This is a genomic window from Okeania sp. SIO1H4 (assembly GCF_010672695.1).
In the GTDB taxonomy this organism is placed as follows: domain Bacteria; phylum Cyanobacteriota; class Cyanobacteriia; order Cyanobacteriales; family Microcoleaceae; genus Okeania; species Okeania hirsuta.
The window spans coordinates 206574-224336 of sequence record NZ_JAAHGB010000005.1; the positions used below are offsets into that span (position 1 = coordinate 206574).

Annotated in this window: 8 protein-coding genes; 7 read left to right on the top strand and 1 reads right to left on the bottom strand. The window is 38.2% G+C overall.

What is annotated here, in order from left to right:
- Positions 1-159: 159 nt before the first annotated feature.
- The 7 genes from F6K06_RS03690 to F6K06_RS03720 all read left to right on the top strand — a co-directional run bounded on the left by F6K06_RS03690 (position 160) and on the right by F6K06_RS03720 (position 15371).
- On the top strand, positions 160-3084 hold the full coding sequence (locus tag F6K06_RS03690; protein ID WP_287239239.1) for a calcium-translocating P-type ATPase, PMCA-type: 2925 nt from the start codon (positions 160-162) through the stop codon (positions 3082-3084).
- A gap of 582 nt (positions 3085-3666) precedes the next feature.
- Positions 3667-7605 carry a magnesium chelatase subunit H gene (gene bchH / locus F6K06_RS03695; RefSeq protein WP_287239238.1) on the top strand — a complete coding sequence of 1313 codons (3939 nt, stop codon included), beginning with the start codon at positions 3667-3669 and terminating at the stop codon, positions 7603-7605.
- 91 nt (positions 7606-7696) lie between these two features.
- Entirely contained in the window at positions 7697-8335 is a 639-nt protein-coding gene (locus tag F6K06_RS03700; RefSeq protein ID WP_338043236.1) for a transposase, read from the top strand.
- Between the two features lie 487 nt (positions 8336-8822).
- A complete protein-coding gene (locus F6K06_RS03705) occupies positions 8823-9059 on the top strand; it encodes a hypothetical protein (RefSeq protein WP_124146625.1) in 237 nt (78 codons plus the stop codon).
- Positions 9060-9490: 431 nt separating this feature from the next.
- Positions 9491-11701 carry a peptidase domain-containing ABC transporter gene (locus F6K06_RS03710; RefSeq protein WP_124146626.1) on the top strand — a complete coding sequence of 737 codons (2211 nt, stop codon included), beginning with the start codon at positions 9491-9493 and terminating at the stop codon, positions 11699-11701.
- A 286-nt stretch (positions 11702-11987) separates the two neighbouring features.
- Positions 11988-12311: a M48 family metallopeptidase gene (locus F6K06_RS03715; protein ID WP_124146627.1), complete on the top strand. Its 324-nt coding sequence runs from the start codon at positions 11988-11990 to the stop codon at positions 12309-12311.
- Positions 12312-12893: 582 nt separating this feature from the next.
- The gene (locus tag F6K06_RS03720; RefSeq protein ID WP_287239236.1) at positions 12894-15371 is read left to right on the top strand and encodes an ATP-dependent Clp protease ATP-binding subunit; all 2478 of its coding nucleotides are present in this window, start codon (positions 12894-12896) and stop codon (positions 15369-15371) included.
- Positions 15372-15510: 139 nt separating this feature from the next.
- Here the strand turns inward: F6K06_RS03720 and F6K06_RS03725 are convergent, their stop codons facing one another.
- Positions 15511-17670, bottom strand: a complete 2160-nt coding sequence (locus tag F6K06_RS03725; RefSeq protein ID WP_287239234.1) for an EF-hand domain-containing protein — start codon at positions 17668-17670, stop codon at positions 15511-15513.
- Positions 17671-17763: the final 93 nt, after the last annotated feature.

The window sequence follows — 17763 nt, forward strand, 5'->3', positions numbered from 1 at the left end:
AAAAACAACATAAAAAAAACAAGTAGTTTTCCTAATTATAAACACTTCTAGACAAAATTACGAATTTAAGATATATTAATAAAGTTAAGACATAAAACAATAAAATACTAAAATTATAACGAGACTCACCAAAGTAAACTTTGGCAAGGAGATTAATTAATGAAAACCACTCAAGAACCACGCCAAAAACAAAGTCGCTATAGAGGACTCACACAGGCTGAAGTAGAGACAAATAGGCAAAAATACGGGTCTAACTTATTAACGCCACCCAAGCGATCGCCTTGGTGGAAATTATGGTTAGAAAAGTTCGACGACCCAGTAATTAGGATTCTAATAATCGCTGCCGTTATTGCCATTACTGTTGGAATTTTTGAAGGTAATTATGTAGAAGGTTTAGGCATTATTGCTGCCATAATTCTGGCTACCTCTGTGGCTTTTTTAAATGAGTATAAAGCAAGTAAAGAATTCGATATTCTCAATCAAGTAAATGATGAAATTCCTATTGCAGTAATTAGAGATAATAAAGTTACAACCGTTCCCAAAAAAGACTTAGTAGTAGGCGATATTGTACTGATAGAAACAGGAGATGAAATAGCAGCAGATGGTCAAGTATTAGAAGCAGTTTCTCTACAAGTTAATGAAGCTAGTTTGACGGGAGAAGCGATACCTGTTGCCAAAGTAGCAGATGTAAACTTATCTTCTAACGGTAATAGTGGTTGCGCTTATCCGCCAAACAAAGTATTGCGAGATACTGTAGTCAATGATGGACATGGAGTAATCGAAATCATAGCGGTTGGCGATGAGACAGAAATTGGTAAAACTGCTAGATGCGTTCTAGATATTACGGATGTAGAAACGCCTCTAAATCTACAACTCGAACGTCTTAGTAATCTCATTGGGATTCTCGGTTTAGTCATAGCAGTGTTAATTGATATCGCCTTAGTAGCACGGGGTATCTTTACAGGAGAACTCGACCTCACCTCCGGACAATGGTACATTATCAGTGTCCTGACCGTTAGTTTAACTGTTGCCCTGACTAGAGTCTGGTTGCCAATAATCGTAGATGGATTGGAATCAATAGGCAAAGAAATTGAACTACCAGAATGGCTGGAAAATGATAGCGGGATAGCATGGGTAAAAAATATTTTGCTCGCTCTGGCAATATCTGGCATCGGTATCGGGGTCGGTTACTATTTAGAATGGGTTCCCACTTCTCCCACTGACTGGATATCTGCAGATGTCGCTGTTAAATTCCTCACCTACTTTATGATTGCAGTTGCAGTTATAGTTGTGGCAGTACCCGAAGGACTAGCACTGAGCGTCACTCTCAGTCTAGCTTACAGTATGCAGAAAATGACTCAACAAAATAATCTGGTCCGCAGGATGCACGCTTGTGAAACCATTGGCGCTACAACGGTCATTTGTTCTGATAAAACAGGTACTTTGACCGAAAACAAAATGCAGGTCAGTGATGTGAATTTTCCTAGCTTCGACGACAAGACTCTCAATGCTGACAACATTATAGTAGAAGCAATTTGTAGCAATAGTACGGCCAACTTAGAATACAAAAAAGGTGAAGAATCTATTCCTCTGGGAGACCATACAGAAGGTGCTTTGCTATTGTGGTTGGAGGAAAATAATATTGACTACATTGATAAACGAGATGATTTTGATATTGTTAGTCAGTTAACTTTTTCAGCAGACAGAAAGTACATGGCAACTATGGGAAATTCCTCCATAACAGGGGACAAAATACTCCATATTAAAGGTGCGCCAGAATTGCTGCTAGCGAGTTGTCATCAAATTATGACTGCGGAGGGAGTCAAACCTTTTGCAGATTCTACAAGAGTATCCATTGCAGCAGAATTAAATCAGTATGAAACTATTGGTAGACGTACTTTGGGATTTGCCTATATTCGAGACCCTCAAGACTATCAACAAGGAAAAGAACTCGAACAATATCACGATTTGATTTGGTTGGGTTTTGTGGCGATCGCCGATCCAGTCCGAGAAGAGGTGCCAAATGCAGTTAAAATCTGTCAAAAAGCTGGGGTAAAAGTCAAGATGATTACTGGGGATAGTCGTCTGACTGCTGTTGAAATAGCTCGCGAAATCGGTATTATAAGTCAGGACGATCCTAATGATTATTGTATTACTGGTGGTAAACTACGTTCCCTGGACGATGAAGTAGTTTTGGCACAACTGAAAAAAGTTAAAGTGATTGCTAGAGCGCGTCCCCAGGATAAGCAACGTATTGTCCAGTTATTACAAACTAGCGGGGAAGTTGTGGCAGTTACGGGTGATGGTACTAATGATGCACCTGCTTTGAATCAAGCGCAGGTAGGTTTGTCCATGGGTAGCGGTACTTCTGTTGCAAAAGAAGCAAGCGATATCATTATTTTGAACGACTCTTTTGCCAGTATCGAAAATGCCGTGATGTGGGGGCGGTCGCTTTACCAAAATATTCAAAAGTTTATCCTCTTCCAGTTAACAATAAATGTTGCTGCTTGTGGAATAGCTTTGTTGGGTCCGTTTATTGGGATTAATTTACCGTTTACGGTAATTCAACTATTGTGGGTGAATTTAATTATGGATACTTTTGCTGCTTTAGCTTTAGCAACGGAACCCCCCAATCCAAAAGTGATGGAAAATACACCTAGAAATTCCCAAGATTTTATTATTTCCAAACCAATGATGGTGAGTATTTTTTCGGTAGCTGCAGTATTCCTAGTATTTTTCGTCGCATTCTTACTTTATATCCAGAAAGATAGAGTAGTAACTCCTTATGAATTATCTCTATTTTTCACCACATTTGTGATGTTGCAGTTTTGGAATATGTTTAATGCCAAATGTTTTGGTTTAAAAGAATCTGCATTTTCTAATATTAGTAAAAATGGCAGTTTTATCGCGATCGCAGCATTTATTTTTGTAGGACAAATTTTGATGGTGCAATTTGGTGGAGCTGTATTTAGAACAGTTCCTTTATCTTTAAGAGATTGGTTGGTAATTATTGGAGGTACTTCTATTGTATTGTGGATTGGAGAAATTTGGAGGATGATTCAGATGCGGTTTAAGGTTTCTTAAAAAGTTGTAGGGTGGGTAAATATTTGCTCGCCCTAGAGACTTAGGTGGTAGGTTTCAACAATTAATAATTAATAATTAATAATTAATAATTACCTCTCCTTGAAAAGAAGAGGATTGACTAATTATGAAAATTTTTTCTTCTCTTGGTCGATTGGAGGCCAGCGAGGAGACCCGAAGAGTGACAGAGCCGCTCCGAAGTACGCCATCCCACCCTACGGGAAGCTGCGAAGAGAGAACTCCGTTCCGCTGTCGCGAACGACCGCTTGTTTCTCCTTTAAAGGAGAGGATTTTTACCTTAATTATTCGGTAAATTCAGGATCGCTTCAATAGAACATTTTTATTAGACTTGTCGCTTAATAGAGGAAAAAAGCCGTCAGGCCATATGGCCATTCGCCCCTACAATTCTTTAATACTGAATAACATCGATGCTACAGGATTTGATATTACTATTAGCTAGGATTTAGTTAATATTTTAGGGATCGCTTCTACTAACTCTATACTTTACCTTATAAAGTGACAAGTCTAATAATTAGTCTTTTTTCGTTACCCTAATAGTATAGTAACTTTTATTAAAATTAGGCCATGAAACGCATTGTCTTAATCGCTGGTTTTGAATCTTTTAACGCAGGTTTATACCGTCAAGCAGCTCAACTGGCAACTTCCCAATGTCCAGATTTAGATATCCAAGTATTTAGCGATCGCGCTCTTTCCCAAGAACCGGAAACTGTCGCGACTGCCTTAGAAAATGCTGATGTGTTTTTCGGCAGTCTCCTTTTCGACTACGATCAAGTTTTGTGGTTGCGGGAAAGAGTACAAAATATTCCTATTCGTCTTGTTTTTGAGTCAGCATTGGAATTGATGGCATTAACAAAATTGGGGAAATTTATGATCGGCGACCAACCGAAAGGAATGCCAAAACCAGTCAAATTTATTCTCAGCAAATTTTCCAGCGGGAGAGAGGAAGACAAACTTGCGGGTTATATCAGTTTCCTGAAAACAGGTCCGAAATTACTCAAATTTGTACCAGTGAAAAAAGTGCAAGACCTGCGTAACTGGTTGATAATTTACGCTTATTGGAATGCAGGTGGTACAGAAAATGTGGCTGCGATGTGTTGGGTGTTGGCAGAAAAATATTTAGATTTAAAAGTTGGGGAAATACCCCCACCAGTGGAAACTCCGAATATGGGTTTGCTACATCCAGACTACCAGGGTTATTTTGAGTCTCCGCGAAAATATCTGGAATGGTATCGCCAACAAAAACAAACTTCTCCGACTCCAGTTGTTGGAATTTTGCTCTACCGCAAACACGTCATTACCAAACAACGATACATTCCTCAACTTATCCGCAAATTTGAAGAAGCAGGTTTGACACCTCTACCTGTATTTATTAACGGAGTTGAAGGTCATGTCGCCGTCAGAGACTGGATGACCAGCGCTTTTGAAAGTCAGAAGTTAGAAGTCAGAAGTCAGAAGTTTGATAAAATTCAAAAGTCAAAAGTCAAAAGTCAAAAGTTAGATGAAATTCAAAAGTCAAAAGTCAAAAGTTATGAAATTCAAAAGTCAAAAGTCAAAAGTCAAAAGTATGATTCTGTTGAAAGTCAAAAGTTAAAAGTCAAAGATCAAAAGTTAGATGAAAGTCAAAAGTTGGAAGTTAGAAGTCAGAAGTATAATGTCACTAAACCAATACTTTCGCTTTCTCCCGAAGCAGTGGAAGTTGATGCAGTGGTTTCAACTATTGGTTTTCCGTTGGTAGGTGGTCCTGCGGGTTCTATGGAAGCAGGACGACAGGTGGAAGTTTCTCAACGTATTCTCACTGCCAAAAATGTCCCTTATTTTGTGGCAGCACCTCTACTCATTCAAGACATCCATTCTTGGACGCGGCAAGGTGTGGGCGGTTTGCAAAGTGTGGTTTTATATGCACTGCCAGAATTAGATGGAGCGATCGACCCCGTTCCCCTGGGTGGTTTAGTGGGAGAAGATATTTATTTAATTCCCGAAAGAGTGAAACGTCTCACGGGTAGAGTCAAAAATTGGATAAAACTACGTCATACACCTCCCGCAGAAAGAAAAATAGCTGTTATTCTCTATGGTTTTCCTCCCGGTTATGGTGCCACAGGTACAGCAGCTTTATTAAATGTGCCGCGATCGCTCCTCAAATTCCTCCACGCTCTGAAAGAGCAAGGTTACAACGTTGGGGAAATTCCCGAAGATGGGGAAGAACTTATTCGTCAAATTAAAGAAGCAGACGAAATTTATTCTTCCTATTCCTCCCCCCTTTCCAAAAAGCAAAACACTACTCCTACCTCCCCCCTTTCAAAGGGGGGAACGAGGGAGGATAACAACCAAGTTAATATTAAAAGTCTCGAAAAATGGTTAGGGTATCTATCAACAACTCGCATCGAAAAACAATGGGGAAATCTCACCCGCACAGGCATAAAAACCGATGGTGAAAATTTCCATATTGGCGGAATTCAATTAGGAAATATTTGGCTCGGCGTACAACCACCCCTGGGAATTTCTGGCGACCCAATGCGCCTAATGTTTGAAAGAGATTTAACACCCCATCCCCAATATGCAGCTTTTTATAAATGGCTCCAAAATGAATTCCAAGCTGATGCAATTGTTCATTTTGGAATGCACGGAACTGTGGAATGGTTGCCCGGTTCACCTTTGGGAAATACTGGCTATTCTTGGTCAGATATTCTATTAGGAAATATGCCACATCTATATATATATGCTGCTAATAATCCTTCAGAATCTATGTTGGCAAAACGTCGGGGTTATGGGGTGTTAATTTCTCATAACATTCCTCCTTATGGTCGGGCTGGTTTATATAAAGAATTGGTGAGTTTGCGAGAGTTAATTTCTGAATATCGGGAAGAACCCCAGAAAAATTCGGGGTTGCGGGAATCGATTTTTAAGAAGATTTTTGATACTGGTTTAAATTCAGATTGTCCGTTTGAGTATGGCAAAAATTTAGGGATTGAATTTACTGCGGAAAATGTGCGAATGTTTAGTGAAGATGTGATTAATCCCTATTTTGTGGAAATTTACGAATATTTGCAGGTTGTAGAACAAAGATTATTTTCTTCTGGTTTACATACTTTGGGAGAAGTGCCAAACGAGGAGGAATTAAAATCTTATTTGGAGGCTTATTTTGGTAAAAAAATCGGAGAGCTAGACTCGGATAATGATGTTAAGCAAAGTGTGGTAAATATTGGGGATTTGTTAATGCAAAATACTGATGAATTGACTAATCTTTTGCGTGGATTAAATGGAGAATATATTCCTGCTGCCCCAGGAGGAGATTTATTACGAGATGGTCCGGGAGTTTTGCCAACTGGTCGAAATATTCATGCTTTAGACCCCTATCGAATGCCTTCTCCTGCTGCTTATGAAAGAGGACGAGAAATTGCCAATAAAATTATTAATCAACATCTCGAAGAAAATAATAATTATCCCGAAACTGTAGCAGTAATGTTATGGGGTTTAGATGCTATTAAAACCCGTGGTGAATCAATCGGAATTTTATTAGAATTAGTAGGTGCTGAACCAGTAAAAGAAGGTACGGGTCGCATCGTTCGTTATGAATTAAAGACTTTAGCTGAAGTTGGTCATCCCCGCATCGATATTTTAGGAAATTTATCAGGAATTTTCCGGGATAGTTTTGTCAATATTATTGAATTATTAGACGATCTATTCCAACGAGCAGCAACCGCAGACGAACCCGTAGAACAAAATTTTATCCGCAAACACGCTTTAGCATTGCAAGCGCAAGGTGTAGAAAATATTTCGGCGCGGTTATTTTCTAATCCTGCTGGTGATTTTGGTTCCTTGGTGAATGACAGAGTTGTGGATAGTAACTGGGAGTCAGCGGATGAGTTAGGCGATACTTGGCAAGGGCGAAATGTCTTCAGTTACGGACGCAAAGATAAAGGAGAGGCACGCCCAGAAATTTTGCAGGAATTGTTGAAAGGTTGCGATCGCATCGTACAAGAAATTGATTCGGTGGAGTATGGTTTGACAGATATTCAGGAATATTATGCTAATACTGGTGGATTAAAATTAGCAGCAGAAAAACAACGGGGTAAAAAAGTAAGTGCGAGTTTCGTCGAAAGTTTCTCCAAAGATACCACCCCCCGAAAATTAGAAGACTTGTTGCGGATGGAATATCGCACAAAATTATTGAATCCAAAGTGGGCAGAAGCAATGGCAAATCAAGGTAGTGGAGGAGCTTACGAGATTTCCCAACGGATGACCGCCTTGATAGGTTGGGGCGGTACAGCTAATTTTGCTGATAATTGGGTTTATGACGGTGCTGCCGAGACTTATGCTTTGGATGCAGAGATGGCGCGTAAATTACGGGAGGCAAACCCGGAAGCATTTCGGAATATTATTGGGCGGATGTTGGAAGCGAACGGACGCGGTTTTTGGCAAACAGATGAAGAGAAGTTGCAGAAATTGAGGGAGTTATATGATGTAGCGGATGAGGAAATTGAAGGTGTGAGTAGTAACAAGTAGGTTGGGTAGAACGGAGTGTTAGCGGAGCTTATCCGCAGTATCAACCCAACATAATAGGTTATAAAATAAGAAGTAGGTTGGGTAGAATGAAATGTTAACGGAGCTTATCCGTAAGATAAACCCAACACAAACCAAGATAATGTTGGGTTTCGTGACCTCAACCCAACCTACAAAACTACAAAACTTTATGGAATATCGTCGGGCAAAAACACCAGGGGCAACTTATTTTTTCACAGTAGTGACATACAACCGCCAGAAAATTTTGTGCGAACCTGAAAATATAGATTTACTACGAAAAGCTTTTCGATATGTTATGCAAAAACATCCATTTAAAATAGATGCTATTGTCATCTTGCCAGACCATATTCATTCTCTTTGGACATTACCTAAAAATGATGCAAATTTTTCGATTCGTTGGCGGTTAATTAAAAGTTATTTTAGTCGTCAATACCATTCTCAATATCAGGGAAAAATTTCAACATCTCGACAATATAAAGGAGAAAAAGCTGTTTGGCAACGCAGGTTTTGGGAGCATCAAATTCAAGGATATTTAGATTTTGCTAATCATATAGAATATATTCATTATAATCCAGTACATCATGGATTAGTAACTGCTCCGAAAAATTGGGAATATTCTAGTTTTCATCGTTATGTAAAAGCGGGAATTTATGACAAAATGTGGGGTTCTTCAGAAAGACTTACTTTTGACAGCAATATTGGTAGAGAATAAATTGTAGGTTGGGTTAAGCGGCAGCGCAACCCAACAAAAACCAAGATAATAAGATAACAAGCAAGTAGGTTAGGTAGAACGGAGTGAAATCCTACAAAAATCAAGATAATAAGATAACAAGTAGGTTGAGTACAAAAAAGTGAAATCCTACAAAAACACATTATGTTGGGTTTATCCTAACGGATAAGCTCCGCTAACGTTCCTCAACCCAACCTACTTCTATGGCTTAGTAATTGAATTTATTGATTCCAACATTGTTATCCAGAAAATTTACAAAATTTTATTTATTTTAATTTTAGGATTATTTTCTCACCTACAATAGCAAACAAACTGTAGTCCAACAAAAACTAATATACAGAAATTAAAAAAGTATCCTGAAGCTGCATTTCACTTCAAGAAGAATAGACTATACATCACAAGATAGTTAAATAAATGAACATAAATTTATACTAGCTTGTCGATCTAATTAACTCTGAGAAAAAAAATCATGCAAGACACTCAAAACAACGAACTATTTTCCGATATTTCCACTGAAGAATCTGCTACTATTAATGGTGGTTGTGGTTGTGATGGTTACGGTCGCGGTCGCTCTGTATATTATGGCTACGGTCGCCCTCGCTACTACAATGATGGATATGGATACAGTCGCTCTGTAAGCTATGGTTACCGTCGTAGTAGCTATGGCTATGGTTATGGTGGATATCGTGGTCGTGGCTGCTACTAAAAGCTATTTCATTAATTGATAATGGATAATTGATAATTGATAATTACCAACCAGAATTATTTAATTATTAATTATTCAGTAATGGTGAAATTATAACTTTAGATTGATATTTAATTAAATGAGGCATCCATAATTTTATGGGTGTTTTTTTCTGATTTACTCCCTAGTCAACAGAAGTAGTTATTTGGGGTGAAATAAATCATCAGTATAGTTATTTTGTAAGCATTTCCTGCGGAATGCTACGCAAACAGCTTTTTAATGAACTATGTGGTTTGATAGACTATTAAGGTTGACTAATGGACTTTTACCCATACTTTTAATTATTTGAAGTCTCTCAATTACTTTTTGCTCCCTTAAAACTAATAAAGCTGATAGCTAATAGCTGACCGCTGAATGCTTACGTTATTTTTAATTTAAAAATTCAAATTATTATGTTAGATATAGTACCAGTACCAATATTACCAAAAGCATCTAGCGATCGCGAAATAAATAATGTTAATAAATATCCGTTAATTCTACAGCAAAGTGAAGAAGATTGTGGGGCAGCTTGTTTGGCTTCTATTGCTAAATATCATGGTCGTAATTTAACAATAAATCGTATTAGAGAAACTATCGGTACTAATCAACAAGGAACTACATTATTAGGTTTAAAACAAGGTGCAGATAGTATTGGTTTTAATGCTAGGTCTGTCAAAGCAAATCCAGGAATTTTAGACCAAATTGAAAGTGCCCCTTTACCCGCAATTATTCATTGGCAAGGCTATCATTGGGTGGTTTTGTATGGCAAACAAGGAGATAAATATATTATTGCTGACCCCGCTCTTGGAGTTCGTTTTTTATCAAAAAAAGAATTAGCTGAAGCCTGGGGAGATTGGGTTTGTTTATTAGTAGAACCAGATGCAAAACGCTTCTTTTCTGAAGCTGATGAAAAAGTCAGTAATATTAGCAGATTGCTCAGACGAGTTTGGTATTATCGGCAAATTATTATTCAAGTTTTTCTGCTGAATATTGTCTTGGGTTTGCTTTCTATTGCTTCTCCTTTTTTGGTACAAATTCTGACTGATGATGTGCTAGTTAGGGGAGATTTTCAGTTACTTACCAGTGTGGTAATTGCTGTGATTGTGATGAATGTTTTTAGCAGTTGTTTGGAATTAGTTCAATCTAATATGATTGCTCATTTTGCCCAACGTTTGGAATTGGGGTTGGTGATGGAATTTGGGCGAAAAATTTTGAGTTTACCATTGAAGTATTATGAGACGAGACGCAGTGGTGAAATTGTTAGTAGGTTGACGGATATTAAAGAAATTAATCAGTTGGTTTCTCAAGTAATTGTCAGTTTGCCCAGTCAATTTTTTATTGCTTTGGTTTCTTTGACTGTGATGTGTATTTACAGTTTTTCCCTGAGTATAGTTGCTGTTTTTATGGCGGTAATTATGACTTTATCAACTATTGCTTTATTGCCGATATTGCAGCAAAAAACTAGAAGTTTATTTGCTTTGGAGGCAGAAAATCAGGGTGTCTTAGTAGAGACTTTCAAGGGAGCAATGACTCTGAAAACTACCTCCAGCTCTCCTCAATTTTGGGAGGAATTTCAAGGCAGGTTTGGTAAGTTGGCTAACTTGAGTTTTAGAACTACTCAAATTGGGATTGTGAATGATACTTTTTCAGGTTTAGTTAGTAATATTGCGAATATTTTTCTATTATGGTTTGGCAGTAATTTAGTCATCGCCGAACAATTAAGTATTGGTCAATTATTGGCTTTTATTACTATGAATCAATATGTGTCAACTTTGGTTACTACTTTGGTAGGATTGATGGATGAATTGACCAGAGTTCAGACTGCTACGAAACGACTTTCTGAAGTAATTGATTATCCACCAGAAGTAGATAAAAATCATCAAAAACCCGATGCGAAAATTAGTCCTAAAGCCGATATTATTTGTTCCAATATTAGTTTTCACTACGCTGGTAGAATTGATTTATTAGAAAATTTTTCTGTGAAATTTACTGGTGGTAAATCTATCGCTTTAATTGGTGAATCTGGTTGTGGTAAAAGTACCTTGGCAAAATTAATTGCTGGTTTGTATCCGGTGCAGTCTGGTAATATTCAGGTTGGGATTTATAATCTGCAAGATTTAGATATAGATTCTTTTAGAAAACAGGTAGTATTAGTTCCTCAAGATGCTCATTTTTGGAGTCGTTCGATTATTGAAAATTTTCAACTAGCAGTGCCTGGAGTAACTTTTGAACAAATCGTTAAAGCGTGTCAAATTTCTGGAGCAAATGAATTTATTAGTCGTTTACCTGATAAGTATCAAACAGTTTTAGGAGAATTTGGAGCAAATATTTCTGGCGGACAAAGGCAACGTTTGGCAATAGCAAGAGCTATGGTTAATGACCCTGCTGTATTAATTTTGGATGAATCAACTTCTGGTTTAGACCCTGTGAGTGAGGCGGAAGTTTTGGAGAATTTATTGTTGCATCGACGGGGTAAAACAACAATTTTTATTAGTCATAGACCAAAGGTAATTAGTCGGGCTGAATGGATTGTTTTATTGAATAATGGTAAGTTAGAGTTGCAAGGTTCTACCGCTTCTTTACGGGCAAAACATGGGAATCATTTAGATTTTTTGAATCCTTAAATTATCGAGTGGGAATAAGTTTGCTAATTCTATTTATTTGTTAAGTTTCAGTTGAGTATATCGAATTTTATTGACTATTGCGTATGGAGAAATAGTAATTTGATTCATTAACTATTAACCCCCAACAACCGATGCCTATTTATCGTACTTGTGGCAATAATTTAATTACTTTAAGTAAATTTGAGGAAGCATAAAGGGTATTTCAACAACTAAAAAAAATTATCCATAGTTACCAAAAGGTTATGAGGATTATGCCAGAGTTGCTCATAGTTGGGGAAATTGGAATTTGGCTTTGGTGCGTTGGCAAAATGCTATAGAAAAGTTTCCTGAAAATATCGTTTTCCAAGTTCAAAAAGGTAATATGTTGATAAATTTATCTCGGTTTGATGAGGCTGAGGCAGTTTTTAAAAGGTTAATAGAAAAGTTTCCAAATCAACCTCAAGGTTATGAGGGTTATGCGAGATTAACTCATAGTTTGGCAGATTGGAATTTGGCTTTGGTGCGTTGGCAAAATGCTATAGAAAAGTTTCCTGAAAATATTTGTTTTCAAGTTAAGCAAGGTAATGTGTTGATAGGAAATGCTGTCTGTTTTCAGGGATTTTTTGGTTAGTCTAATTATAAATTAACATAACTTTAAACTGCTAAAAATTTTCAGTATTTGTGCAAATTAAATATTTTAATTTTTCCAGTAAATAATCAATGATTATTATGTAGTTAAATTAATATTAAAAAATCAAAAATTCGTCTTTTGCGTAAGTCCTGTAGATAAAAATTTAGGGATGTTCCATGGAATGTCCCTATAACGGCTTGAGAAAAGGATAATATTATACGAGATTTCAAAGGATACAATTTTTCTGTGAACCAAGAATCCTAGTTTCAGGAGAATCTCTATACCTGCATACCTGAACGCCAGATATTATGTCAATGTGTGTCAACTTTTTTCCCAAGTGGTACTATTAAGAAAATATTTCAAAAAAAGACTAGCTACTTTTGGCCTCTTGATCCTCAGTTAATTTTCGGTTACGGCTCTCCTCACTAGGCACTCCTACTTTTACGACGCTAAATTAGTTACAGTAAACAAAAATTTACATTAGTTTCTATTTATGGCCTAATTGTGGTTTAAAACTAGGTAACAATTAAACTACAGGAGGGACATATCCCCTGTAACTATAATATGTAAGGAAAAGTAACCATGTTTGAACGCTTTACAGAACAATCAATTAAAGTGATCATGTTGGCCCAGGAAGAAGCCCGTCGCCTTGGACATAACTTTGTGGGCACAGAACAAATCCTCCTGGGTTTGATTAGTGAAGGTACAGGTATTGCGGCTAAAGTTCTCAAAGAATATGATGTAAATCTCAAAGATGCTCGGAACGAAGTCGAACAAATAATTGGCCGTGGGTCTGGGTTTACTCCGGCAGAAATTCCTTTTACTCCCAGGGTAAAACGGATGTTGGAAGTATCCTTAGAAGAAGCAAGAAAACTAGACCATAACTATATCGGTACAGAACATTTGCTACTGGCATTGCTCCAAGATTCTGAAGGAGTCGCGGCTAAAGTATTGGAGAATTTGGGAGTTGATAGAAGCAAAATTCGGACTCAGATAATTCGCTCCCTTGGAGAAGTTGCTGCAGTTTCTCCTGGAAGCTCTAATTCTGGCAATAAGAAAGCTGTAACTCTAGAAGAATTTGGTACAGACCTGACGAAATTAGCAGCAGAGGGTAAAATCGACCCAGTCGTGGGCCGGGAAAAAGAAATTGAACGGATGATTCAAATTTTAGGCCGGAGGACAAAAAATAATCCTGTCCTTCTTGGCGAACCAGGGGTCGGAAAAACAGCGATCGCTGAGGGATTAGCTCAACGTATCGTTAACCAAGATGTTCCGGATCTTCTACAAAATAAACAGGTGGTGAGTCTAAATATCGGTTCCTTAATTGCTGGTACCAGGTTCCGAGGAGAATTTGAGGAACGACTGAAAAAGATTATGGATGAAGTCCGCTCTAATGGCAATATTATCCTAGTAATTGATGAAATTCATACTGTTGTGGGTGCTGGTGCCATAGAAGGTAGTATGGATGCTGCTAATATTCTCAAACCTGCTTTGGCCAGAGGCGAGGTACAATGTATTGGGGCAACTACTCTGGATGAATATCGCAAGCATATTGAACGGGATGCTGCTCTCGAACGTCGTTTCCAACCTGTGAAAGTGGGCGAACCTACTGTGGAGGAAACAATTGAAATTCTTTATGGGGTACGTTCTGCTTACGAACAACACCACAAGTTGATAATTTCTGATGAAGCTTTGACCGCAGCAGCTAAACTATCAGACCAATATATTAGCGATCGCTTCTTACCAGACAAAGCAATTGATTTGATAGACGAAGCAGGGTCTCGTGTTAGGGTCAAAAACTCTATGCTTTCACCAGAGTTGAAAGATATGAGGCGAGAAATCTCAAAAGTGACAAAAGATAAAGAAGAAGCTATTCGCGCACAAGACTTTGAGCAAGCTAGTCAATTGCGCGATCGCGAACTAGAAATTCAAGCACAAATTGAACAGAGCGATACCGATAAACAAGAAGAAACAGCCAAAGTTACTCCTGTGGTGACAGAAGACGATATTGCTCATATTGTGGCATCTTGGACTGGAGTACCTGTGAGTAAGTTGACAGAATCTGAATCTGAGAAACTACTACACATGGAAGACACTCTGCACCAACGTCTCATTGGTCAAGAAGATGCTGTTAAAGCAGTATCTCGTGCTTTGCGTCGTGCTCGTGTTGGTCTGAAGAACCCCAACCGACCCATTGCTAGTTTCATCTTCTCCGGTCCAACTGGTGTTGGTAAGACAGAACTAACAAAAGCCTTAGCTGCTTATTTCTTTGGTTCTGAGGAAGCCATGATTCGACTAGATATGTCAGAATACATGGAACGTCATACAGTTTCTAAATTAATTGGTTCACCTCCAGGATTTGTTGGTTATGACGAAGGTGGCCAACTTACAGAAGCAGTTCGTCGTCGCCCTTATACCGTGGTACTATTTGATGAGATTGAAAAAGCTCATCCAGATGTATTTAATCTCTTGTTGCAAGTCTTGGAGGATGGTCGTCTCACTGATGCTAAAGGACGGGTAGTCAGCTTTAAAAATACCTTAATCATTATGACTTCTAATATTGGTTCTAAGGTCATCGAGAAAGGTGGCGGTGGTTTAGGTTTTGAGTTTGCTGAGGATAAAGAAGAAGCTCAATATAACCGTATCCGCAATTTAGTCAATGAGGAACTCAAGCAGTATTTCCGCCCAGAATTTCTCAACCGACTGGATGAAATTATTGTCTTCCGTCAGTTGAATAAGGATGAGGTGAAAGAAATTGCAGAAATTATGCTGCGAGAAGTATTCAGTCGTTTGGGCGAACGAAATATGACTCTGACACTCAGTGACAGCTTTAAGGAGCGCTTGATTAAGGATGGATTTGATCCTAGTTATGGTGCCAGACCGCTGCGTCGCGCAATTATGCATTTGTTAGAGGATGCTTTGGCAGAAGCATTATTAGCTGGTCAAATTCAGAATGGTGAAAATGTTTATGTAGATTTAGATGAAAATGGAGAGGTAAAAGTTACATCTGCTGGAGCTGCTAAAGAGCAACTTCCAGAATTTGCTTACAGCAATAATTAATCTCAAGATAAGGTTCCGATCAACGTATAATTTCTGAGAACAAGGAGTTGGGTTATGCTAATGCTTAACCCAACATTTTTATTGACATAATTTTACAGCAGTTTCGGAAATTGATTTACACAATTAGATACTATTTGTCTCAGATTGTCTGAGATCTCAAGGATTTAAAGACTGCTTGAAACTCCTCGTAACTGATTAGATCATCACCACTTGTGTCTGCAGTTTTCATCATATTCTCAATTTGAACATCATTAATATGGGTATCGATACTACGAATATAAGTTTGTAACTCATCTAAACTTATATATCCTGACCTATCTGTATCAATATATTGGAAAACTCTGTAGAGTTGCTCTTCTTCTACAGAAATAATGTGTTCTACGAAACCAAGACTTTCAGCGATCGTCTTCCACAACTGATAGGAGTCAGTGTGTTTAAGAGCATCTGCTTCGTCATCTTTAGTAATGCTATATTCTTGGCGAAGTTCTTGAACTAGCTTGCGATCTTCTGGGGATAAACTTTTCAAAAGGTCTTCTAACACTTCATTGGATGTTTGCTCAGAGAATGCTTTCATCAAATCAGAAACCCAGTTTCGATCTGGGTGAGTTTTCCCAGAATGTAAGATAATTTCCAGAAGAGTTTCTCGATAGCTCTCCAACCGCAGAGAGTTTTCTCTATTGTGTGGCTTACGAGGATCGAATAGCTCGGGATATTCTTGGCCTATTTCCACTAAGATGGTATCGTGATCTTTATCAGAAATACCCAGTTCTTGCCGCATTTGCTTGAAGTTTTCCAGAGTATTAGCAGGGTCTACATAACCCTCATCAATGGCATCTCGCAGCATCGCTTTATAAGTTTGCAGACGTTTTTCTTGGGAAAAATCAGGCAGAACTTTAGCAAGAACATAGACTTCATCCGCATTAAGATCGTCAATAGATCGTCCATCCAAAAACTTCGCAGTATCTAAATTCAGCTTTTTGAGCTGCTTTTGCAATCGAGTGGCAAGACTTTCCCGTTGATAACTACTTGGAGTGCGCCGCCAAGTTCTATAAAGCCACAAACTACTAGATACCATTATAAAAACCGGGAAAAGACTAGGCAGAGGTGATGGTAACATCTTAACATAACCGCGCGCTGAAAAAATAAAGAAAAAATTAAAAATGAAAAACGTACACAACGTAAACATTTGATGTCGAATGACTCGGGAGTCAGTATGTTTGTGATGGCGCTTATGATAGGCTTTATAAAGATCTTCCAAGGCACAACCAATACCTATAGCACCAAAGATAAATAGACCAATAGTGACGGGTACTGCTAGTAATTTAGGAAAGTCTATAGGCTCACCTAATAAATAATACCCAGGTTTGAGTATATCTGCCAGTTGACTTTCTTCATGAGACCAGACTCCCGATATAAGATAATCCCAGTTCCCAGCATAAAGATAGTAATAAACAAAATACCCAACTGTAAGGCCAATATAGCCATAGTAGAGCCATTGCTGCTTATAGCTCTCGATCTCATCCCAATAGGCAGATTCAGCATCTATATCAATACACTTGGTTGTACAGGCAACACAAGCACTCAATTCTTTACCCTCTTGAGTTACTGTACGACACATAGATTGGGTGACGGGTTTGCGATCGCCTTTGTGAGCTGTACTGTTGAATATTCCTCTTGGTTGTCCATAAATCTTTTGTACGGGAGCCATTGGGCAAATATACTGACACCAACTCTTACCTCCATAGAGAAAACCAACCGTTAGTGCTGCGATAATGGTAAAGGTTAGAAACAAGCCTAATGCCAAACGATTAGAGTTGACAAACACAATACGGGCACAGACTCCTACATATAAAAGACCAAATTGTAGGCAAAGATGATTCTGAGCTAGCCATGAATTTCTGGCAACTTTGACCAATTCCTTACGCACTTTCCCTGTTCCACTGACGCGCTTGCGTTTACGTTCCAATCCTAATGCACGAGGAATTTGCGAAATAAAGGAGAGAGGACAAATTCGGCGCCAAAATTCGTGTCCGAACACAAATAAAATCAGGACACCACAGGGCACGATCAGACCCCAAAAAAGAGGAGCTCCCATCGCATAGGGTATCTCTTCAATACATTTTCCTTGTAGCAGGACGCAGTTTTCTGGATTGATTTTGAACGGACTTAATGCATTGGAAGGTTCTGTTAGCTTACTGGATATTGGATCGTAGAATAGTGAAAAAATTAGTACACACCAACCCAAGGCAACTGCCATTCGTACTCGATGAATTTTGATTTCAGAAATGTTACTTAGCATCGCTAATTTTTTTTTCTCGAGATATTTTTTTGAGTTTTAGCAGTTAACTGAAGAGTACAAAGTTCTTCTAAAAATAGGTAGTCCTGTAGATGT

What these genes read in the sequence shown, in the direction of transcription:
- F6K06_RS03710 (WP_124146626.1), top strand. Translation starts at nt 9,491, where the DNA reads ATGTTAGATATAGTACCAGTACCAATATTACCAAAAGCATCTAGCGAT.
- F6K06_RS03720 (WP_287239236.1), top strand. Translation starts at nt 12,894, where the DNA reads ATGTTTGAACGCTTTACAGAACAATCAATTAAAGTGATCATGTTGGCC.
- F6K06_RS03690 (WP_287239239.1), top strand. Translation starts at nt 160, where the DNA reads ATGAAAACCACTCAAGAACCACGCCAAAAACAAAGTCGCTATAGAGGA.
- F6K06_RS03725 (WP_287239234.1), bottom strand. Translation starts at nt 17,670, where the DNA reads ATGCTAAGTAACATTTCTGAAATCAAAATTCATCGAGTACGAATGGCA.
- F6K06_RS03700 (WP_338043236.1), top strand. Translation starts at nt 7,697, where the DNA reads ATGTTAACGGAGCTTATCCGTAAGATAAACCCAACACAAACCAAGATA.
- F6K06_RS03705 (WP_124146625.1), top strand. Translation starts at nt 8,823, where the DNA reads ATGCAAGACACTCAAAACAACGAACTATTTTCCGATATTTCCACTGAA.
- bchH (WP_287239238.1), top strand. Translation starts at nt 3,667, where the DNA reads ATGAAACGCATTGTCTTAATCGCTGGTTTTGAATCTTTTAACGCAGGT.